This window comes from Nonomuraea sp. NPDC003727 (genome assembly GCF_053586935.1).
This window is the reverse complement of record NZ_JBSFNE010000035.1, coordinates 39,869-60,233: the sequence shown is the minus strand read 5'-3', so window position 1 is coordinate 60,233 and position 20,365 is coordinate 39,869. Positions and strand designations below refer to the sequence as shown.

Annotated in this window: 16 protein-coding genes; 15 read left to right on the top strand and 1 reads right to left on the bottom strand. The window is 71.1% G+C overall.

From position 1 onward, the window contains the following. Positions 1-163 precede the first annotated feature (163 nt). Positions 164-919, bottom strand: a complete 756-nt coding sequence (locus ACWDLG_RS43470; RefSeq protein WP_449931266.1) for a dioxygenase family protein — start codon at positions 917-919, stop codon at positions 164-166. Positions 920-1,050: 131 nt separating this feature from the next. Between ACWDLG_RS43470 and ACWDLG_RS43465 the strand changes: the two genes are divergently transcribed. The 15 genes from ACWDLG_RS43465 to obgE all read left to right on the top strand — a co-directional run bounded on the left by ACWDLG_RS43465 (position 1,051) and on the right by obgE (position 20,353). Further along, positions 1,051-2,340: a bifunctional folylpolyglutamate synthase/dihydrofolate synthase gene (locus ACWDLG_RS43465; RefSeq protein ID WP_449931268.1), complete on the top strand. Its 1,290-nt coding sequence runs from the start codon at positions 1,051-1,053 to the stop codon at positions 2,338-2,340. After that, positions 2,337-2,678 carry a DUF4233 domain-containing protein gene (locus ACWDLG_RS43460; protein WP_354916349.1) on the top strand — a complete coding sequence of 114 codons (342 nt, stop codon included), beginning with the start codon at positions 2,337-2,339 and terminating at the stop codon, positions 2,676-2,678. The genes ACWDLG_RS43465 and ACWDLG_RS43460 overlap by 4 nt, the downstream gene beginning before the upstream one ends. A gap of 11 nt (positions 2,679-2,689) precedes the next feature. Beyond that, on the top strand, positions 2,690-5,056 hold the full coding sequence (locus ACWDLG_RS43455; protein WP_449931263.1) for a hypothetical protein: 2,367 nt from the start codon (positions 2,690-2,692) through the stop codon (positions 5,054-5,056). A 100-nt stretch (positions 5,057-5,156) separates the two neighbouring features. After that, the gene (gene ndk / locus ACWDLG_RS43450; protein ID WP_354916355.1) at positions 5,157-5,567 is read left to right on the top strand and encodes a nucleoside-diphosphate kinase; all 411 of its coding nucleotides are present in this window, start codon (positions 5,157-5,159) and stop codon (positions 5,565-5,567) included. A 789-nt stretch (positions 5,568-6,356) separates the two neighbouring features. Beyond that, positions 6,357-7,388, top strand: coding sequence for a rod shape-determining protein (locus ACWDLG_RS43445; protein ID WP_354916358.1), 1,032 nt, complete (start codon positions 6,357-6,359; stop codon positions 7,386-7,388). A 1-nt stretch (position 7,389) separates the two neighbouring features. Further along, positions 7,390-8,268 carry a rod shape-determining protein MreC gene (gene mreC, locus ACWDLG_RS43440; protein WP_354916361.1) on the top strand — a complete coding sequence of 293 codons (879 nt, stop codon included), beginning with the start codon at positions 7,390-7,392 and terminating at the stop codon, positions 8,266-8,268. Then, positions 8,265-8,729 carry a rod shape-determining protein MreD gene (gene mreD / locus ACWDLG_RS43435; RefSeq protein ID WP_449931260.1) on the top strand — a complete coding sequence of 155 codons (465 nt, stop codon included), beginning with the start codon at positions 8,265-8,267 and terminating at the stop codon, positions 8,727-8,729. Before mreC ends, mreD begins: the two co-directional genes overlap by 4 nt. Continuing rightward, positions 8,726-10,837, top strand: a complete 2,112-nt coding sequence (gene mrdA / locus ACWDLG_RS43430; protein WP_449931258.1) for a penicillin-binding protein 2 — start codon at positions 8,726-8,728, stop codon at positions 10,835-10,837. The genes mreD and mrdA overlap by 4 nt, the downstream gene beginning before the upstream one ends. After that, positions 10,834-11,997 (top strand): rod shape-determining protein RodA, encoded by a 1,164-nt coding sequence (gene rodA, locus ACWDLG_RS43425; protein ID WP_449931256.1) that lies wholly within the window; start codon positions 10,834-10,836, stop codon positions 11,995-11,997. The genes mrdA and rodA overlap by 4 nt, the downstream gene beginning before the upstream one ends. A 45-nt stretch (positions 11,998-12,042) precedes the next feature. Then, positions 12,043-13,953 carry a TIGR03960 family B12-binding radical SAM protein gene (locus ACWDLG_RS43420; RefSeq protein WP_449931254.1) on the top strand — a complete coding sequence of 637 codons (1,911 nt, stop codon included), beginning with the start codon at positions 12,043-12,045 and terminating at the stop codon, positions 13,951-13,953. A gap of 108 nt (positions 13,954-14,061) precedes the next feature. Beyond that, positions 14,062-14,805: a TIGR03936 family radical SAM-associated protein gene (locus ACWDLG_RS43415; RefSeq protein ID WP_449931252.1), complete on the top strand. Its 744-nt coding sequence runs from the start codon at positions 14,062-14,064 to the stop codon at positions 14,803-14,805. 221 nt (positions 14,806-15,026) lie between these two features. Next, entirely contained in the window at positions 15,027-17,906 is a 2,880-nt protein-coding gene (locus ACWDLG_RS43410) for an Rne/Rng family ribonuclease (protein WP_449931250.1), read from the top strand. A 274-nt stretch (positions 17,907-18,180) separates the two neighbouring features. Then, on the top strand, positions 18,181-18,483 hold the full coding sequence (gene rplU / locus ACWDLG_RS43405) for a 50S ribosomal protein L21 (RefSeq protein WP_184973140.1): 303 nt from the start codon (positions 18,181-18,183) through the stop codon (positions 18,481-18,483). A gap of 15 nt (positions 18,484-18,498) precedes the next feature. After that, complete coding sequence (gene rpmA, locus ACWDLG_RS43400; protein WP_012893687.1) at positions 18,499-18,756, top strand: 50S ribosomal protein L27; 258 nt, start codon at positions 18,499-18,501, stop codon at positions 18,754-18,756. Positions 18,757-19,000: 244 nt separating this feature from the next. Then, complete coding sequence (gene obgE, locus ACWDLG_RS43395; protein ID WP_449931248.1) at positions 19,001-20,353, top strand: GTPase ObgE; 1,353 nt, start codon at positions 19,001-19,003, stop codon at positions 20,351-20,353. The last annotated feature ends 12 nt before the right edge of the window (positions 20,354-20,365 follow it).

The following is a 20,365-nucleotide window of genomic DNA, read 5'->3' as shown; positions in this document are numbered from 1 at the left end:
CATCCCGGTTGGGGTGGCCCTTTCTGCTTTTCCAGGCCGTTTCGAGGGCGTGCCGGAACACCTCACAGCATCGCTGGGCGGTGTTCCGGCACGCCTGTCGGACTTCTTCGGACTTCTCTGGTATGCGCTTTCCCCGGTAAATCGACGCCTTATCGGTAAAGGGTCACACGGGTTGCCAGAGGGCCGGCGTGTTGGGCGGTTCCCAACCGACCTGCGCGGTGTGCGGCTGGAGACAGCGATACGTACGCCCGCCGTACTGGACCTGGGCTCCGGCGGGGTAGGTGGTGCCGGCGCGCCAGGTGCCGCTTCCGGGCGGCGGTGACGTCGGCGGGGTGCCCGGCACGTTCAGGACGAAGTCGAACGTGGCGGTGCCCGGCTGCGGCACGTTCATGAGCAGGGCGGGGTTGAAGATGGTGTCGGTGTTGTTGCGCGGCTCGCCAGGGAAGTAGAGCTGGGTGGTAAGGACGGGACGGTTCGGTGCCTGCAGCTTGACGTGCAGGTGCCTGGTCCTGCCGGGATAGAGGCCGGGGACGATGGTCGTCAGCCTGAACGCCCCCTGGGCGTCGGTGAACTGGTGACCGCGCAGGTTGTACCCGACGTTGTCGTAGGCGCCCTGGGCGTCGGCCTGCCAGAAGTCCATGAGGACGTTGGCCAGGGGCTGGCAGCTGAGGCCGAAGACGTAGCCGCTGACGGTCAGGGCGGTGCCCGAACCCGGTAAGACCGAGCGGCGCGGGGAGTTCGGCTTGAAGTAGGGGCCTTCGGTCTGCGGGGGCGTCGGGTCGTCGCCGTCGTCGCAGGACGGGGTGAGAGCCGGGGGCGACCCGGCCATGGCATGGGCCTGGTTGACCACCAAGGGGAGCGGGGCGGCCAGCAGCGCCGCCTTCAACACGGTTTTGCGGGTGATTCCTTCGCCTTCCATGGCCCAAGAATCGCAACGCCGGGTAGGGCGGCCTACCCTCCAAACGTGCATACGACCGACGTTATGGAAGGGCCTGCCGTACGAGCGGATAGGGTTGTGGGGTGGATTATCGTGCGGTTGAGCGGGCCATCATGGAACGCGGCGTCGAATGGGACTTCGAGCCGACGCTCGACAGAATCGTGGCCCTTCTGGACCTTCTCGGCTCACCGCAGCGGGCCTTCCCCGTCGTGCACATCGCCGGGACGAACGGCAAGACGAGCACGGCCCGGCTGACCGAGGCCCTGCTGCGGGAGCGCAACCTGCGCGTCGGGCGTTTCACGAGCCCGCATCTGGTCTCCATGCGGGAGCGGATCGTCGTGGACGGCGAGCCGCTCAGCGAGGAGCGGTTCGCGGCCGTCTACGAGGAGATCGCGCCCTACGTCGAGCTGAACGACAGCAGGGGCCGGCGCATCCAGTTCTTCGAGCTGCTCACGGCGATGGCGTTCGCGGCGTTCGCCGACACGCCCGTCGACGTGGCGGTGATCGAGACGGGGATGGGCGGCACGTGGGACGCGACGAACGTCATGGACCCCGTCGTGTCCGTGATCACGCCGATCTCGCTCGACCACACCGACCGGCTGGGCCCCGACATCCCGTCCATCGCCGCCGAGAAGGCGGGCATCATCAAGGCGGGCGCCACCACGATCCTCGCCCAGCAGGAGCTGGAGGCGGCCGAGGTGCTCATGCACAAGGCCGTCGAGGTGGGCGCGGTGGTCGCGCGTGAGGGGCTCGAGTTCGGCGTGCTGAGCCGCGAGGTCGCGATGGGCGGCCAGCTGCTCACCCTGCGCGGCCTCAAGGGCGTCTACGAGGACGTCTACCTCCCGCTGTACGGCGCGCACCAGGCGAGCAACGCCGCCTGCGCGCTGGCAGCCGTCGAGGCGATGACCGGCGGCGACGACCCGCTCGACATCGAACTCGTCCGGCAGGGCTTCGCCCAGGCCGCCTCTCCGGGCCGCCTGGAGGTCGTGCGCAGGAGCCCCACGGTCGTCCTCGACGCCGCCCACAACACCGGCGGCATGACGGCCACGCTCGACGGGCTGCACGAGGCCTTCGACTTCGCCAAGGTGATCGGCGTGGTGGCCGTCATGGCGGACAAGGACGTCAGCGGCCTGCTCGAGCTGCTGGAGCCGGTGCTCGACCAGATCGTCGTCACCCGTAACTCCTCGCCGCGCTCGATGCCCGCCGACGAGCTGGGCGAGCTGGCCGCCGGGCTGTTCGGCGAGGACCGCGTGCACGTCGTCGGGCGGCTCGACGACGCCATCGACAGGGGGCTCGCCATCGCCGACGCCGAGGGCGAGTTCAGCGGCACGGGTGTCCTCATCACCGGCTCCGTCGTGACCGCGGGTGACGCGCGACTGCTGCTGAAGGTGGACCAGCCATGAACTTCGAGGTGACACCCGGCATGCGCCGCCTCGGCGCGAGCGTGCTCGGCATGCAGGCGATCGTGGTCGCGCTCATCACGCCCGTGGCCATCAAGATCCAGCAGGTCCCGGTGGCGGTGGCGGTGACGGTCGGCATCGGCCTGGCCGTCCTGTGCGTGGTGGCGGCAGGCCTGCTCAAACGGCCTGTCGGCTACGTCATCGGCAGCCTCGTGCAGGTGCTGGCGATCGCCACCGGGTTCCTCGTGCCCATGATGTTCTTCCTCGGGGCGATCTTCGCGGCACTGTGGATCACGGCGATATTCGTCGCTCGCCGTGTCGAGGGCGTGACTTCCCGCTAAAGTCGGCCAACATGGCCGTCCCCCCCATCGATCCCCCCATCGAGCGGTCCCAGGCCGTCGGCCTCGAGGGACCCGCCGCAGGCGCCAGGTTCTCCTGGCTGCTCGACGTGACACTCGGGCTACTGATCGTCGCCGCGCTGCCCCTGGCGATCCTCGCGATCCCCAACACCGTCTCCCTCGTCGCGGCACTGCTGCCGCCGGAGTTCGACAGGCTCGAGCTGATCAGGGCGCACGGGCTGGCGCTGCCGGCGATGATGCTGACCGTGCCGCTGGCATCGGTGCTGGTGCAGCGGATGAAGGCCGCGCCGATCCTGCTCACGGGGCTGGCGGTGCTGGCCCTGGCCGACGCGGCCGGCGGTTTCGCCGGCTCGGCGCTCCTCGTGGGGCTGCTGCGGGTGGTCCACGGCATCGGCGCGGGCCTGCTGGTCCCCGCCCTGCTGATGGCCGCCTGGGAGCGGGCGCCGCTGCTGCGGGCGCTCTGGACGGGCATGCTCGCCGTCAGCCTCCTCGCCGCCCAGGCGCTGGCGCTCTGGCCGCTCGACGCCGCGCGCCACTGGCGGGTCACGCTGCAGCCGTACCCGCTGCTGACCGGCATCGCGCTCGGCCTGGCGGCCGTCTACCTCGCTCTCGGCGTGGTCATGGGCGCCACGGGCACCCCCGGGCCGCGCGCGGCCGAACGCAGCAGGCTGACGCTGACGGCCGTGCCGGCGGCGGGGCTGGCGGTGCTGGCGGTCGGCACCACCTTCGGCTGGCCGGCGGGGCTGGTCATCCTGGCGGCGCTGTTCTCGATCGCGGCGTTGCTGACGCTGGCCTCGATCGGCACGTTCGAAGGTCCGGCCGGGCGCGCTCTGGCCTACGCGATGTTCGCGGTGGGCGTCGTGGTGCTGCCGACGGCCGCCCAGGTCACCTACATGGAGCTGGGCGGGGTCGGCGGGCCCGGGCTGAGCGGCCTGTGGCTGCCCTTCGTCATCTGCGCGGTCCTGGGCGCGGGCGCGGCGCTGGCCGTCGGCGTGCTCGACAGGGCGGCGATGCCGTGGCTGTCGAGGGCGGGCCTGGTCACGATCGTGGTGGGGCTGTGCGCGGTGCGGCTCATGGTGCCGGCCAGCGACGGTTTCCTGCTGGTCGTGCCGTTCGCGCTGCTGGCCCTGGGCGCGGCCGTGGCGCTGACCGCGGCGCTGCGCATGTCGGGGCCGGGGGCGGCGCTCTACGGGCTGTCGCTGTGCTTCCCCGGGGTGCTGGCCGGATACCTGCTCGGCACCGGCGTGCAGATGGTGCTGCTCGGCAGGCCGCAGTCGGCGCAGCAGCTGGTGGACAGGTTCGTGGAGGCGCTGCACCTGTGGGCGTTGATCGGCGGGTTCCTGGTGGTGGCGGTCATCGTGCTCGCGGCGCTGCTCGGGCGGCGCTCGGCCGCCCGTGCCGCCGCTGCCGCCGGAGATGACGAGGAGACCCCCTGCGGGGCTCCTGGAGACCTCGTGGGTACGGCTTCCGCCGCCGACGGCCTCCCTGGGTCCTCGCCGGACCTGCGGGCGCCGTGGCCGGCGAGGACGGCACGGGAGCGGGCCGCGGAGTTCCCGGTGGCGGGCGACGGCATCGCGCCGGAGGAACCCGCCGGGACGTCGGCCACATGGGCGAGTCGGCAGACGCCGATCGAGCGCGAAACAGGCTGGGAGGCGTCGGGCGGGTCCCGGCCGGGCCGGGACACGTCGGACGGCTTCGAGACGACGCGAGAGGCGCCGGCCGGCTTGGAGGCGGCGCGAGAGGCGTCCGCCGAACCCGGCGGCAGGGCGTGGCTGTCGGCGGAGCGTGGCGAGAGGGTGCCGGACGAGGACACGCCGACAGGTGAGGTTCCCAGGGTGACCGCCGCGCAGGACCGGAGGATGGCTTCACGGGCCGGGGCCGTCTCCGATGAGAGCACCGCGGGCCGGCGCGCGGACGGCTCGCCTGGATCGTCGGCGTCGCCGGGGCAGCCCGCGCCCGGCACGCCAGGTGGCGCTCCCACCCCGTCGACCGGCGCCGGCGGCGCTGCAGGTAGATCGCCCGGCGCCGGCGGTGCGGCTGGCCGATCGACCGCCGAGGGCGAGGCTGCAGGCCGGACGACCGGCGAGGGCGGCCCTGCAGGCCGAGCGGCCGGCGACGGCGGGGCTGGTGGTCGAGCGGTCGGCGACGGCGGTGCGCGTGGCCGGGTGGCGGGAGATGGCGGCGCGCCCGGGAGCGGGGTGACCGACGGGCTGTCCGCGGGTGACGCGCGCGACCGGCGGCCGTCGGGCGAGGTTCCCGCCGGCAGGGGTGCTTCAGCGGAAGGGCCGGGCGAGGGGACGGGGCCGATGCCGGTCGTCCCGCCGCCCGCGCAGTCCCCGGAAGACGCCGCCGACGACTAGGTGAGTGTCGTCGAGCACGGGGAATTCGTGAGAGGGCGGTAAGCTTCGCGCGTTCGCCGCATTTCGCGACCAAGACATCCAGTTCAAAGGAGAACCACCAGTGTCCGAGCGCACTCTTGTCCTGATCAAGCCCGACGGGGTGAAGCGCGGCCTCATCGGTGACGTGATCGCTCGCATCGAGCGCAAGGGCCTCAAGATCGTGGCCATGGAGCTGCGCCAGCTCGACGCCGAGACCGCCAAGGCCCACTACGCCGAGCACGCCGAGCGGCCGTTCTTCGGCGAGCTGGTGGAGTTCATCACCTCCGCGCCGCTGGTCGCGCTGGTGGTCGAGGGCCCCCGCGCGATCGAGGCCTTCCGCTCGCTGGCCGGTCTGACCGACCCGGTCAAGTCGGCCCCCGGCACCATCCGTGGCGACCACGCGCTGGAGATCGGCGAGAACGTCGTCCACGGCTCCGACTCGCCCGAGTCGGCCGCGCGCGAGATCAAGATCTTCTTCCCGGACCGCTTCTGAGGTTCCGTCCCGGACGCCGGCCCCGCACCACCGCGGGGCCGGCGTCCGGCGTTTGACGCCCCGTTGGGTGTTCGACGCTCCATGAGCCTCGAACGGTCATCGACGGCTGCTGAACGTCCGGTGGCCTGCGGGTTTGACGGCTTCTTGAAGGTGTTGACGGTCTCTTGAAGAACGTCGCCTCCTTCACGGGGCGGCGGTGCCGTTTCCCGTCCGCTCTGCCGGTCGCCGATCGTCTCGGGCGGCGTCTCGCGCCGGTCGTGCGCGGAGGCGCTGTCCGTGGGTGGGCCGGGCGGGGCGTCTCGCGCCGGTCCTGCATGGAGGCGCCGTTCCGTGGGGTGAGGGGCGGCTTCATCGGGTCCCATCCCGTACGGCAAGCCGCCCCGGGCGCCTCCGTGTTCACCGACCGGCGCCCGTCCAGGGGACGCTTCTCGGGAGCCGCCGGCGGGCCGCCGTCACGGACCCCCGAGACGATCTCCGTGGCTCCCGGCTTTGCCTTTCCTTTGCCCTCCAGTCTGTGACGAAAGGGGGCAAATCACCCCACCGAGAAACCCTGACAAATCAGGTCAATCCGCACGTCGGGTGCCACGCTCGATGATCTCGACGCGCCTGCCCCGAGGATCCGTGAACACCGGGTCTGACGTGGTGCAGGTTTGCGGGCAAACGGGTGGTGAGGGGGAGGCGAGAAGATTTTTGAGGGCCACCCGGGCTCATTGCGCTCACATGCGGGTACGTCACGTTACGATTCAAATGCGATCCGTAATTATTCGCGACGACGTTACGGGGCTCCCCATGAGCAGCAGGCTCGCCTTTCTCGGCCGTGACATGGCGGTCGATCTCGGTACCGCCAACACGTTGGTCTACGTGCGTGGCCGCGGCATCGTGCTCAACGAGCCGTCCGTCGTCGCCATCAATACCACGACCGGCAAGATCGTCGCCGTGGGCATCGAGGCCAAGCGCATGATCGGCCGCACCCCCGGCAACATCGTGGCCGTGCGCCCCCTCAAGGACGGGGTGATCGCCGACTTCGACGTGACGGAGCGGATGCTGCGCTACTTCATCCAGCGCGTCCACAAGCGCCGCCACTTCGCCAAGCCGCGCATCATCATCGCGGTGCCCAGCGGCATCACCGGGGTGGAGCAGCGGGCGGTCAAGGAGGCCGGCTACCAGGCGGGCGCGCGCAAGGTCTACATCGTCGAGGAGCCCATGGCCGCCGCGATCGGCGCCGGGCTGCCCGTCCACGAGCCGACCGGCAACATGGTCGTCGACATCGGCGGCGGCACCACCGAGGTGGCCATCATCTCGATGGGCGGCGTGGTGACCAGCCAGTCGATCAGGGTCGGCGGCGACGAGCTCGACCAGGCGGTGATCACCTTCGCGAAGAAGGAGTACTCCCTGATGCTCGGCGAGCGCACCGCCGAGGAGATCAAGATGGCCATCGGCTCGGCCTGCGCCTCCGACGACGAGTTCAACGCCGAGATCAGGGGCCGCGACCTGGTGAGCGGGCTGCCCAAGACGATCGTGGTCTCGGCCGAGGAGATCAGGAGGGCGATCAGGGAGCAGGTCAACACCATCATCGACGCGGTCAAGACCACGCTCGACAAGTGCCCGCCCGAGCTGTCGGGCGACCTGATGGACCGCGGCATCGCGCTCACCGGCGGCGGCGCCCTGCTCAAGGGCCTGGACGAGCGGCTGAGGGACGAGACCGGCATGCCCGTCCACATGGTGGAGAACCCCCTCGACTCCGTCGCGCTCGGTTCGGGCAAGTGCGTGGAGGAGTTCGAGGCGCTTCACTCGGTGCTGGTCCCGGAACCACGTCACTGAGATGAGGGACACGCGCCGTGCCCGGCTCATCCTCGGGCTGCTGCTGACCGTGGCGCTGGTCGTGCTGACCGTCGACCACCGCGCGGGCGGCAGCTCGCCGTTCGCCCTGCTGCGTGGAGTCGGCTCGTCGCTGTTCGGCGGGGCTGAGCGGCTCGTGGCCGGGGTCGTGACACCGGTCAGTGAGTTCGTGGGCGCGCTGGCCGGCGCTCCGGGAGCCCGTCGGCGGATCAAGGAGCTGGAGGCGCAGAACGCCGAGCTTCGCGCCGGCCTGGTGGCGGCCGCTCTCGACAAGGCCCGTTCGGCGGAGCTGCGCAGGCTGCTCGGCACCGCGCAGCGGGGCGGCTACACGGTCGTCCCCGCCACCGTGGTCGCCCGCAGGGGGCACCCGGGTTTCGAGGACGCCGTCGAGATCGACGCCGGCACCAGCGACGGGGTGCGGCCCGAGATGACCGTGATCAACGGCGACGGCCTGGTGGGCCGGGTGGTGCGGGCCACGGCGGACAACGCGACCGTCATGCTGCTGAGCGATCCCGCCTCGTCGGTGGGCGCCAGGCTGGAGGGCGACAACGAGATCGGCGTCATCCACGGCGTCGGCGAGTACGGCAGGCTGGTGCAGTTCCGGCTGCTCGACTCGACCGCCCGCCTCACGCCGGGCACCAGGATCGTCAGCTTCGGCTCGCAGCGCGGCGTGCCGTACGTGCCGGGGGTGCCGATCGGGGTGATCGAGCGGGTGGAGGCGACGCCCGGCGAGCTGACCCGCATCGCCTACGCGCGGCCCTTCGCCAACCTCAGCGGGCTCGACGCGGTGGGGGTGGTGGTGGCCGCGCCCCGGCGTGACCCGCGCGATGTGGTCCTGCCCAGGCTGGCGGGCGAGCGGTGATCGCGATCCTGGTGGTCGTCGTGGCGCTGCTGGTGCAGGTCACGGTCGTCAACAGGTTCCCGCTGCCGCCCGGTGGCGGGCCTGATCTGGTGCTGCTCGTCGTGATCGGGCTGGCGCTGGCCAGAGGGCCGGTGACGGGCGCGGTCATCGGGTTCTGCGCGGGGATCCTCATCGACGTGATGCCGCCGACCGCGCACGTGCTCGGCCAGTACGCCTTCGTCTACGCGCTGGTCGGCTACGTGGCGGGCCGCCGGCCGGGCGGCACGCTGGTGACCGTCATGCTGTGCGTGCTGGCGGCGCCGCTGCTGGCGGCCGCCGTGGGCTGGCTGATCGGCGACCCGCGGGTCACGGCCGCCTCGGTCACCTCGGTGGTGCCGGTCACCGTGCTGTACTCGCTGCTCCTCGCGCCCCTGGTCATCCGGCTGATCATCGCCGGCCGGTCGGAGAGGTACGCGTCATGACCAGGATGCGCACCAGGCTGTTCGTGCTCCACGTGCTCGTCGTCACGCTGCTGGCGGTGCTGTCCGTACGGCTGTGGCAGGTCCAGATGATGCGCGGCGCGGAGTTCGTCAGCGCGGCCGACGAGACCAGGAACAGGAACGTCGTGGTGCCCGCCGTCCGCGGGCAGATCCTCGACGCATGGGGCCACCCGCTGGTCCGCAACCGGACGGCGCTGGTCATCTCGGTGGACAGGACGGCGCTGACCAGGATGAAGGACGGCGGTGCGAAGGTGCTCCAACGGCTGTCGGAGGTGCTCGGCACGCCGGCCAGGCTGCTGGAGAAGCGCATCCAGCCGTGCGGGCCCAAGGTGACCAGGCCCTGCTGGACCGGCTCGCCGTACAGCCCGATCCCGATCGACCAGAAGGCCACCACCCGCGAGGCGCTGCAGATCCTGGAGCGGCAGGAGGAGTTCCCCGGCGTGACGGCGGAGGTGCAGGCCGTCAGGGAGTACCCGGGCGGGAAGGCGGGCGCGCAGATGCTCGGCTACCTGCAGCCGGCCACCGAGGACGAGCTGGAGAAGCGCGAGGGGCTGAAGGCGGAGTTCTCGGGCGTCGACGTGGTCGGCCGCGACGGCCTGGAGTACGTCTACGACGAGGCGCTGCGCGGCAAGAGCGGGCTGCGCAAGGTCCAGGTCGACAGGATGGGCAAGTCGCTCGGGGTGCGGCAGCGGGTGGCGCCCGTTCCCGGCGACACCCTCATCACCAGCATCGACGCGCGGATCCAGGGCATCGTGGAGAAGGCCATCGACGGGGCGATGAAGAAGGCGCCCCAGGCCGACGGGGCGGCGGGGGTGGTGCTCGACGCGCGTTCCGGCAGGGTGGTCGCGCTGGCCAGCGCGCCCGGATACGACCCCGCCATCTGGACGGGCGGGATCTCCGAGAAGGAGTACCAGCGGTTGCTGTCGGACAAGGAGGGCAAGCCGCTGGTGTCGCGGGCGATCAACGGCCAGTTCGCGCCCGGCTCGACGTTCAAGGTGTCGTCGGTGTCGGCGATGCTGCGCGCCGGCTACCCGTTGCACGGCCAGTACTCCTGCCCCGGCTCGTACATGGTCGGCAGCAGGGCGTTCAACAACTTCCGGGGGATCGGGCTCGGCACGCTGACCCTGCACACCGCGCTGGTGCGCTCGTGCGACACGATCTTCTACAAGTCCGCCTACGAGCAGTGGCTCAAGGACGGCGGGCTGCGGCCCAAGAAGCCGCCGAAGGAGCGGTTCGCGGCGATGGCCCGATCGTTCGGGTTCGGCCGGCCCACGGGTGTCGACCTGCCGGGCGAGTCGTCAGGCCGCATTCCCGACCGGACCTGGAAGAAGGAGATGTGGGCGGCCACCAGCGCCGTCAACTGCCGCCGCGCCCGCACCGGCTACCCCGAGGTGGCCGACAGGGCCAGGGCCGCCTTCCTCAAGCGCCTGGCCTACGAGAACTGCCTGGAGGGCTACCTGCTGAGGCCCGGTGACGCCGCCAACTTCTCCATCGGGCAGGGCGACGTGCTCGTCACGCCGCTGCAGCTGGCCACCGCCTACGCGGCGCTGGTCAGCGACGGCAAGCTGCGCAGCCCGAGGATCGGCTGGGCGCTGGTACGGCCCGACGGCACGCTGGTGAAGAAGATCGAGGTGCCGGTCAGGGGCGAGCTGCCGTTGAGCCCCAAGGAGCGCGCCTACATCAAGAACGCGCTCAGCCAGGTCGCCTCCGACGGCACCGCGGCGGGCGCCTTCACCGGGTTCCCGATGGACAAGGTGCGGGTCGGCGGCAAGACCGGTACGGCCGAGGTCTGGGGCAAGGCCGACACCTCGTGGTTCGCCTCCTTCGCGCCGACCGCCAATCCCCGGTTCGTGGTCGTGGTCATGGTGTCGCAGGGCGGCATGGGCGGCTCGACCGCGGCGCCCGCCGTACGGGAGATCTACGAGGGGATCTACGGATTCCCGTCGGCGGCGGACGGCGAGAAGAAGGACGCGGTGACGGACCCGGCGAAGGAAGCGGCGAAGGACAAGGACCGGTCCAAGGGAGGGCGGCCCGAGCTGCCGACCGGGGTGCTGCCGAAGATCAAGAGTGACGGCACGGTGGCGCGATGACGGCCCGCACGCAGCTGAGGCCGCGCCGGCACTTCGCGCTGGCCGCCGTGGGCGCGCAGTCGGCGCTGTGGCGACTCGACTGGGTCATGCTCGTCGCGGTGGCCGCGCTGGGCGTGATCGGCACCCTGCTGGTCTGGTCGTCGACCCGCACGTGGGCGCCGGGCGCGACGGGGCTGGTCAAGAAACACGTGCTCAACCTGCTGCTCGGGGCGGTGATGTGCGGGGTCGTGTCGATGGTCGACCACCGGCTGCTGCGGGCCTACGCGCCGATGGCCTACCTGGTGACGGTGATCGGGCTGGTGCTGGTGGCCACCCCGGTGGGCACGACGGTCAACGGCTCGCACTCGTGGATCATGCTCGGCGGCGGGTTCGCGATCCAGCCCTCGGAGTTCGCCAAGGTCGGGCTGCTGCTGATGCTGGCGATGCTGCTGGCCCAGCCAGCGGAGGGCACCGATCGGCCGCGCGGGCTCGACGTGGCGTTCTCGCTGGCGCTGGCGGTGGGCACGATGGGCCTGGTGATGCTGCAGCCCGACCTCGGCACGACGCTCGTGCTGGCCGTCATCACCGCGTCGGTGCTGGTCATCGCGGGCATCAGGAAGCGGTGGCTGGTTCTGCTGACATTGTGCGGCGTGGCCGGTGGGGCGTGCGTGTGGCTCTTCGAGCTGCTGGAGCCGTACCAGGTGGCGCGTTTCACCGCCTTCCTCGACCCAAGCGTGGATCCCCGGGGCGTCGGCTACAACAGCACCCAGTCGATGATCGCGATCGGCTCCGGCGAGTTCTTCGGCAAGGGCCTGTTCATGGGCGGGCAGACGAACGGCAGGTTCGTGCCCGAACAGCACACCGACTTCATCTTCACGGTCGCCGGCGAGGAGTTCGGCTTCCTCGGCTCGGTCACGGTCGTCGCGCTGCTCGGGGTGGTGCTGCTGCGCGGCCTGCACATCGCCAAGCAGTGCGACGACCGCTTCGGCACGCTGGTGGCGGGCACGATCGTGTGCTGGATCGGGTTCCAGACGTTCGTCAACATCGGGATGACCATCGGCATCATGCCGATCACCGGGTTGCCGCTGCCGTTCGTCTCCTACGGTGGCACCGCGACCTTCGCCAACCTGATCGCGGTGGGGATGCTGCAGGCGATCAGGATCAGGGAGAGAGCGTACTGACGGCGGCCGACCCAGTGGTGTTGTCGCTCCATTACCCTTGGTGCTATGTCTGTCGAGTCATTGTTCCCACGCCTGGAAGCGCTGCTGCCCAAGGTGCAGAAGCCGATCCAGTACGTCGGGGGTGAGCTCAACTCGACGGTGAAGGACTGGGACGAGGCCTCGGTGCGCTGGGCCCTGATGTATCCCGACGCCTACGAGGTGGGCCTGCCCAACCAGGGCGTGGCCATCCTCTACGAGATCCTCAACGAGCTGCCCGACACGCTGGCCGAGCGCACCTACTCGGTGTGGCCGGACCTCGAGGCGCTCATGCGCGCGCAGGGCGTCCCGCAGTTCACCGTGGACGGTCACCGCCCCGTGCGCGCCTTCGACGTGCTGGGCGTGTCCTTCGCCACGGAGTTGGGCTACACCAACATGCTGACCGCGCTCGACCTGGCCGGCATCCCGCTGCTGTCGGTCGACCGCGGCGACGACGACCCGATCGTGCTGGCGGGCGGTCACGCCGCCTTCAACCCCGAGCCGATCGCCGACTTCCTCGACGCGGCCGTGCTGGGCGACGGCGAGCAGATCGCCATCGCCGTCAGCGAGGTCGTGCGCGAGTGGAAGGCGGAGGGGCGGCCCGGCGGCCGTGACGAGCTGCTCATGCGGCTCGCCGAGTCGGGCGGTGTCTACGTTCCGAAGTTCTACGACGTCGAGTACCACCCCGACGGCCGCATCAAGCGCGTGGCTCCCAACCGGAGCAGCGTGCCGTGGCGGGTGCACAAGCACACCGTCATGGACCTCGACGAGTGGCCGTATCCGAAGAAGCCGCTCGTCCCGCTGGCCGAGACGGTGCACGAGCGGTTCAGCGTGGAGATCTTCCGCGGCTGCACCAGGGGCTGCAGGTTCTGCCAGGCCGGCATGATCACGCGCCCGGTCCGCGAGCGGTCGATCACCACGGTCGGCGCCATGGTCGAGAACGGCATCAACGAGTCCGGCTTCAACGAGGTGGGCCTGCTGTCGCTGTCGTCGGCCGACCACTCCGAGATCGCCGACATCGCCAAGGGGCTGGCCGACCGTTACGAGGGCACCAACACCTCGCTGTCGCTGCCCTCGACCAGGGTCGACGCCTTCAACATCGACCTGGCCAACGAGTTCTCGCGCAACGGCCGCCGCTCGGGCCTGACCTTCGCGCCCGAAGGCGGTTCCGAGCGCATGCGCAAGGTGATCAACAAGATGGTCACCGAGGAAGACCTGATCCGCACCGTCAGCACGGCCTACAGCCAGGGCTGGCGGCAGGTGAAGCTCTACTTCATGTGCGGCCTGCCCACCGAGCAGGACGAGGACGTGCTCGGCATCGCCGACCTGGCCAAGAAGGTCATCAAGGCGGGCCGCGAGGCCACCGGCTCGCGCGACATCCGCTGCACGGTCTCCATCGGCGGGTTCGTGCCCAAGCCGCACACCCCGTTCCAGTGGGCCGGGCAGGCCGACCATGAGACCGTCGACCGGCGGCTCAAGGCCCTGCGCGAGGCGCTGCGTGGCGACAGGGAGTACGGCAGGGCGATCGGCTACCGTTACCACGACGGCAAGCCCTCGATCGTGGAGGGGCTGCTCTCGCGCGGCGACCGCAGGGTCGGCGCGGTCATCAGGGCCGTCTGGGAGGACGGCGGCCGCTTCGACGGCTGGAGCGAGCACTTCTCCCACGACCGCTGGATGACCGCCGCGGCGAAGGCGGGCGTCGACGTCGACTGGTACACCACGCGCGAGCGCGAGGAGAACGAGGTCCTGCCTTGGGACCACCTCGACGCCGGCCTCGACCGGGAGTGGCTCTGGCAGGACTGGCAGGACGCCGTCAACGAGGCGGAGGTCGAGGACTGCCGGTGGACGCCGTGCTACGACTGCGGTGTCTGCCCGACCATGGGCACCGAGATCCAGATCGGCCCGACGGGCCGCAAGCTGCTGCCGCTCACTGTGGTATAGAGACGGCCTTATCCTGAAACGAAGAAACTCTGACACGGGAAGGAAGACGACGTTCTGAAGCCTGTTCCCGAGGGGCCCGCGCCCGCGCCCACGGTGCAGCGCCTACGCGTGCGCTACGCCAAGCGCGGACGCCTGCGCTTCACCAGTCACCGCGACATCTCGCGGGCCGTCGAGAGGGCGGTCCGCCGTGCCGGCATTCCGGTGGCCTTCAGCGCGGGATTCTCTCCCCATCCGAAGATCTCCTACGCGGGTGCGGCGCCGACGGGCGTCGCCAGCGAGGCCGAATACCTCGAGCTCGGCCTGACCGAGCCGTGCGATCCCGGCAGGATCCGCGCGGATCTCGACGCCTCGCTGCCTCCAGGTCTCGACGTGATCGACGTCGTCGAGGCGCGCACTGGAGCGCTCGCCGACCGCCTGGAGGGTTCGACGTGGGAGCTGCGGCTGCCGGGCGCCGACAGTGAGCTGGCGCGCGCGGCGGTGGAGAAGTTCCTCGCGGCGGGCACCGTCGAGGTCGAACGCCTCACCAAGAAGGGGATGCGGCGCTTCGACGCCCGCGAGGCGGTGCTGACACTGGCTTCAGAAAGAACTGCAGCTCAGGTGCCAGGACAGTCGTGTGTCATACTGCGCATGGTTGTTCGGCACGTGACTCCTGCCGTTCGACCCGACGACGTGCTCACGGGCCTGCGCCTGGTGGCCGACTTCGCGCCGCCGGTCCCCCCCGAGGTGACCAGGCTGGCGCAGGGGCCGCTCGACGCCGTAACCGGTGAGCCCGCCGACCCGTTCGACCTTGACCGCGACATGACGCGCGGCGGCGCAGCGGGACCGGCAGGCACGCACGTCGACGGCTGGTGAGAGATGTGAGCTGCCGCACTGGCACGAACGTGACATGGCGGCTGCGCGTCTCACACCGCAAGGGAGAGCTTTGCGAGCCCCGCACGGTGGCGGGGCCCGGAGGGCTCGACCGCTGACAGGACTTGGCGTCCGCGCCTGTCGCAGGCGCGGACGGACAACGAGACACGAGGGCTCCTGCGCGGCGCGGCGACGCGCCCGGGGGCTGACGGGAGAGCGCCCGCATGCTCGACAACGAGCCCGGCACCGGGGCCCATGGCCCTGACGGGGAAACAACAGAACAGACTGCCGCGCCGAAGCGCCGGCGCTCGGCGAGCAGGCCCGCGGGGCCGCCGCCGGAGATCGACGACGTTCCGACGGTAGTCGTCACCACGCAGGCTTCCGGTCCGTCGGGTGCGGCGTCAACCGGTTTTCCGGCCTCCGCGCCGGCGAGCGCGGCGCAGGCCAACGGCACGGCCGCCGCTGACGAGGCCCTCGAGGGTCCGGCTTCCTCCGAGGTCGCCGGTGCCGAGGGGCCGGCCGGCATGCTCGAGGGCGCGGTTCAGGCCGCGCGGGCCGCCGTGGGGCAGGCCGCCGAGCAGGCCGCGGCGGAGCAGACCGGCGCGGAGGAGGCGCCCGCGCCGAAGCGGGCCACCCGGTCCCGGTCGACCGCCACGACCACGCGCCGCCGTACGACGAGGAAGGCAGCCGAGGAGGCGCCGGCGGCCGAGCAGGCCGCCGCCGCGGGGCCCGACGGCGCCGACACCGCCGCCGAGCAGGTGGCGGAAGAGGCCCCGAAGCGGCGCCGCACCCGCAAGAAGGCCGAGCCGGAGCCCGAGCCGACCGCCGAGGTTGAGCCGTCCGTCGAGACGGCCTCGCCCGTCGAGGCCGCGGTGGCCGCCGAGCTGATCGAGACGCTGCCGGAGAGCGAGCCGCTCGACGACGAGCCCGCGGGCGAGGACCTCGACGAGGAGCCGGCCGCCAGGCCCGCGCTGTTCGCCGACCCGTTCGGCCTGTCGGCCAGGGCGGTCCAGGAGCCCGACACGACCTTCCAGCGTCCGGCCGCGATCTTCACGCCGCTCTTCCAGGCGCCCGACCCGAGCCAGGCCCAGCCCGCCAGGGTCGAGCCGCCGCAGCCGGTGAAGCCGGCGGCCGACGAGGCCGAGGAGCTGTTCGGCGAGGAGCAGGCCGAGGAGCTCGACGAGGTCGAGGACGAGACCGACGGCGACGATCAGGAGGACGCCGGCGGCAGGCGCAGGCGCCGGCGCAGGGGCGGCAGGGGCCGCGGCAAGTCGCGCGAGCGTGACGAGGACAGTGCCGACGCCGACGAGTCCGACGAGGACGAGGAGGCCGCCGACGGCGGCGAGGAGGCGGAGGAGTCGTCGGCCGACGAGGAGGAGCAGTCGACGTCGCGCCGCCGCAGGCGCAGGCGGCGCAGGGGCGGCGACGAGGTCGCCGAGCCCGCCAGCGACGACCCGCCCAACACCGTGGTGCGCATCCGCGCCCCGCGCACCGGCCGGTCGAGCTCGCTCGACACCTCCGCCGACGGCGTGCAGAGCGTGCGCGGCTCCACCCGGCTGGAGGCCAAGAAGCAGCGCCGCCGTGAGGGGCGCGAGCTGGGCCGCCGCAGGCCGCCGATCATCACCGAGTCGGAGTTCCTGGCGCGGCGCGAGTCCGTCGACAGGATGATGGTGGTGCGCCGGCAGGGCGACCGCACCCAGATCGCGGTGCTCGAGGACGGCATCCTCGTCGAGCACTACGTCAACCGCGAGGCCAGCCAGTCCTACGTGGGCAACGTCTACCTCGGTAAGGTGCAGAACGTGCTGCCGTCGATGGAGGCGGCGTTCGTCGACATCGGCAAGGGCCGCAACGCCGTCCTGTACGCCGGTGAGGTCAACTTCGACACCGCCGGCCTGGAGGGCCAGCCCAAGCGCATCGAGGCCGCCCTCAAGTCGGGCCAGTCGGTGCTGGTGCAGGTCACCAAGGACCCGCTCGGCCACAAGGGCGCCCGGCTCACCAGCCAGATCTCGCTGCCCGGCCGCTACCTCGTCTACGTGCCCGACGGGTCGATGACCGGCATCAGCCGCAAGCTGCCCGACAAGGAGCGCACGCGGCTGAAGAGCATCCTGAAGAAGGTCATGCCCGAGAACGCCGGCGTCATCGTGCGCACGGCCGCCGAGGGCGCCTCCGAGGAGGAGCTCGGGCGCGACGTGGCCAGGCTGTCGGCGCAGTGGGAGGCCATCCAGAAAAAGGCCAAGTCCGCCAGCCCGCCGGAGCTGCTGTCGTCCGAGCCCGACCTGACCATCCGCGTGGTCCGCGACGTCTTCAACGAGGACTTCTCCTCGCTGGTCGTGCAGGGCGAGGAGGCGTGGGAGACCGTCGACGAGTACGTGAAGTACGTCGCGCCGCACCTGGCCGACCGGCTCACGCGCTGGGACGAGGAAGGCGACGTCTTCGAGTCCTACCGGATCGACGAGCAGCTGGCCAAGGCGCTGGAGCGCAAGGTGTGGCTGCCGTCGGGCGGCTCGCTGGTGATCGACCGCACCGAGGCGATGACCGTCGTCGACGTCAACACCGGCAAGTTCACCGGGCAGGGCGGCAACCTCGAGGAGACCGTCACCCGCAACAACCTGGAGGCGGCCGAGGAGATCGTCCGCCAGCTCAGGCTGCGTGACATCGGCGGCATCATCGTCATCGACTTCATCGACATGGTCCTGGAGTCCAACCGCGACCTGGTGCTGCGGCGGCTGCTGGAGTGCCTGGCCCGCGACAGGACCAAGCACCAGGTCGCCGAGGTCACCTCCCTCGGTCTGGTCCAGATGACCCGTAAGCGGGTCGGTCAGGGCCTGCTGGAGGCCTTCTCGACGCCGTGCGACTGCTGCAACGGGCGTGGCCTGATCGTCTCGACCGAGCCGGTCGAGGGCAAGCCGGAGCCGCGGGGCACCCAGGGCAAGATGGCCATCGAAAAGGCGGTGGCGGAGAAGGTCTCGGCGGCCAATGACTCCGCCAACCGTGATACCGTGACCGGTGCGCTTGATGACGTCCCCGCCACGGAGGACGACCAGGCGAACCAGACTTCCGGCAGGGGGCGGCGACGCTCCCGCCGAGCCAAGTCGGCCGAGTAGCGCCGGCTACGGCGGCGCCCCGCTTCGGCGGGGCGCCAACCGAGCCGGCCTCCCACCACGGCGTGAGCGTCCCTTTCGGCGGGCGGAACGCCAGCGGGCATGGCCGGTTTGTCCGACGACCCAGCCGGTTCGACCGGGGGCCGGTAATCCGGTAACCTAGTCAATCGGTGCGTCCAGTGACGCGCCCTGTTCGCGCGCCCACTCGGTTCGTCGGTTCCAGACAGTGATCGAATGCCGGGCGCAGCATTCAGAGAGTCAGCAGAAGGGTTCCGCGGTGTACGCGATCGTTCGTTGCGGCGGCAGGCAGCAGAAGGTCTCCGTCGGTGACGTCCTCGAGGTGGACAAGGTCGCCGGCGAGGTCGGTTCTTCGGTTTCGCTGCCGACGGTGCTCGTCGTCAACGATGGCGACGTGACCACGGAGGCGGGCAAGTTCACGGTCAGCGCCGAGATCCTCGGCGAGACCAAGGGCCCCAAGATCCGCATCCTCAAGTACAAGAACAAGACCGGTTACAAGAAGCGCCAGGGTCACCGCCAGCGGTACACCCAGGTGAAGATCACCGGTATCAACCAGGCCTGATCGGGAGTTTGAGAGATGGCACACAAGAAGGGCGCGTCGTCCACCCGGAACGGCCGTGACTCCAACGCCCAGCGCCTGGGCGTCAAGCGCTTCGGTGGCCAGCTGGTCAACGCGGGCGAGATCATCGTCCGCCAGCGCGGCACCCACTTCCACCCCGGCGACAACGTCGGCCGTGGTGGCGACGACACGCTGTTCGCGCTGGCCGCCGGCCACGTGCAGTTCGGCGTCAAGCGCGGCCGTCGCGCCGTGAGCATCGTCCCGGTCGCGGAGTAATCCGCCGCCGACGAACGTTGTAGCAAGGGGTGGATCGTCATGGTCCACCCCTTGTTCGCGTTCTCGGAGCCCTGAGGGTCTCCGGTACGGCAGGCGAGCGGGCCGGGCCGGGCGGGCCGCGTCGCGACGGCCGGCCCCGCGCGCTGGAGGAGCGTCTCCCTGGAGGGACGCCGGCCCCGCGCCGAGGGTGGGCTTGCGCCGGCTTGCCGTACCAGATGAAACGTAGAGGATGGAGAGACGGGTAGTGGCGGACTTCGTGGACCAGGTGGTCCTGCACATCAAGGCCGGCGACGGCGGGAACGGCTGCGCCTCCATCCACCGGGAGAAGTTCAAGCCGCTCGGCGGGCCCGACGGCGGCAACGGCGGGCGGGGCGGCGACGTCGTTCTCGAGGTCGACCCCAACACCGCCACGCTGCTCGACTACCACCGCCGCCCGCACCGCAAGGCCGACAACGGCAAGCAGGGGCAGGGCAGCAACAGGGAGGGCGCCAACGGCGGCGACGTCGTCCTGCCGGTGCCCAACGGGACCGTGGTCAAGGACGCCAGGACCGGCGAGGTGCTGGTGGACCTGGTGGGCGCCGGCACCCGCTACGTGATCGCCCAGGGCGGGCACGGCGGCCTCGGCAACGCCGCCCTGGCGACGGCCAGGCGCAAGGCGCCGGGGTTCGCGCTGCTCGGCGAGCCGGGTGACGCGCTCGACGTGGTGCTGGAGCTCAAGAGCGTCGCCGACGTGGCGCTGGTGGGCTTTCCCAGCGCCGGCAAGTCGTCGCTGATCGCGGCGCTGAGCGCGGCCCGGCCGAAGATCGCCGACTACCCGTTCACGACCCTGATCCCCAACCTCGGCGTGGTCACGGCGGGGGACACCGTGTTCACGGTGGCCGACGTGCCGGGGCTCATCCCCGGCGCTTCGCAGGGCAAGGGGCTCGGCCACGAGTTCCTGCGCCACGTCGAGCGGTGCGACATGCTCGTGCACGTGATCGACTGCGCCACCATGGAGCCGGGTCGCGACCCGATCACCGACTACGAGGTGATCGAGGCCGAGCTGCACGCCTACGGCCAGCTCGAGGACCGGCCCAGGATGGTCGTGCTGAACAAGGCGGACGTGCCCGACGCCCGTGAGCTGGCCGACATCGTGCGCGCCGACCTGGAGGCGCGCGGCCTGAAGGTGTTCACGGTCTCGGCGGCCACGCACGAGGGGCTGCGCGAGTTCACCTTCGCGATGGGCGAGTGGGTGGCCGCGGCCCGCGCCAACAAGCCGGTCGAGGAGCCGACGCGGCTGGTGCTGCGGCCCAGGCAGCTCGGCGTGGCGGGCTTCGCCGTCCGCAAGGTCAACGACAACCTCTTCCAGGTCACCGGCGAGAAGCCGGAGCGGTGGATCCGGCAGACCGACTTCACCAACGACGAGGCCGTGGGCTACCTGGCCGACCGCCTGGAACGGCTGGGCGTCGAGGAGCAGCTGGTCAAGGCCGGGGCGGTCGCGGGCGCCGAGGTCGTCATCGGGTCCATGGAGGACGGCTACATCTTCGACTGGCAGCCGACGCTCAACGCCGAGTCCGTCCACGTGGGGCCCCGGGGCACCGACAACAGGCTCGGCTGACGAGATGATCGC

Bases quoted from the DNA above. Each gene is read 5' to 3' on its own strand.
- ACWDLG_RS43460 (WP_354916349.1), top strand. From the start codon at position 2,337: ATGAACTTCGAGGTGACACCCGGCATGCGCCGCCTCGGCGCGAGCGTG.
- ACWDLG_RS43470 (WP_449931266.1), bottom strand. From the start codon at position 919: ATGGAAGGCGAAGGAATCACCCGCAAAACCGTGTTGAAGGCGGCGCTG.
- mrdA (WP_449931258.1), top strand. From the start codon at position 8,726: ATGACCAGGATGCGCACCAGGCTGTTCGTGCTCCACGTGCTCGTCGTC.
- ACWDLG_RS43445 (WP_354916358.1), top strand. From the start codon at position 6,357: ATGAGCAGCAGGCTCGCCTTTCTCGGCCGTGACATGGCGGTCGATCTC.
- rpmA (WP_012893687.1), top strand. From the start codon at position 18,499: ATGGCACACAAGAAGGGCGCGTCGTCCACCCGGAACGGCCGTGACTCC.
- ACWDLG_RS43420 (WP_449931254.1), top strand. From the start codon at position 12,043: ATGTCTGTCGAGTCATTGTTCCCACGCCTGGAAGCGCTGCTGCCCAAG.
- mreC (WP_354916361.1), top strand. From the start codon at position 7,390: ATGAGGGACACGCGCCGTGCCCGGCTCATCCTCGGGCTGCTGCTGACC.
- rodA (WP_449931256.1), top strand. From the start codon at position 10,834: ATGACGGCCCGCACGCAGCTGAGGCCGCGCCGGCACTTCGCGCTGGCC.
- ACWDLG_RS43465 (WP_449931268.1), top strand. From the start codon at position 1,051: ATGGAACGCGGCGTCGAATGGGACTTCGAGCCGACGCTCGACAGAATC.
- ACWDLG_RS43455 (WP_449931263.1), top strand. From the start codon at position 2,690: ATGGCCGTCCCCCCCATCGATCCCCCCATCGAGCGGTCCCAGGCCGTC.
- ACWDLG_RS43410 (WP_449931250.1), top strand. From the start codon at position 15,027: ATGCTCGACAACGAGCCCGGCACCGGGGCCCATGGCCCTGACGGGGAA.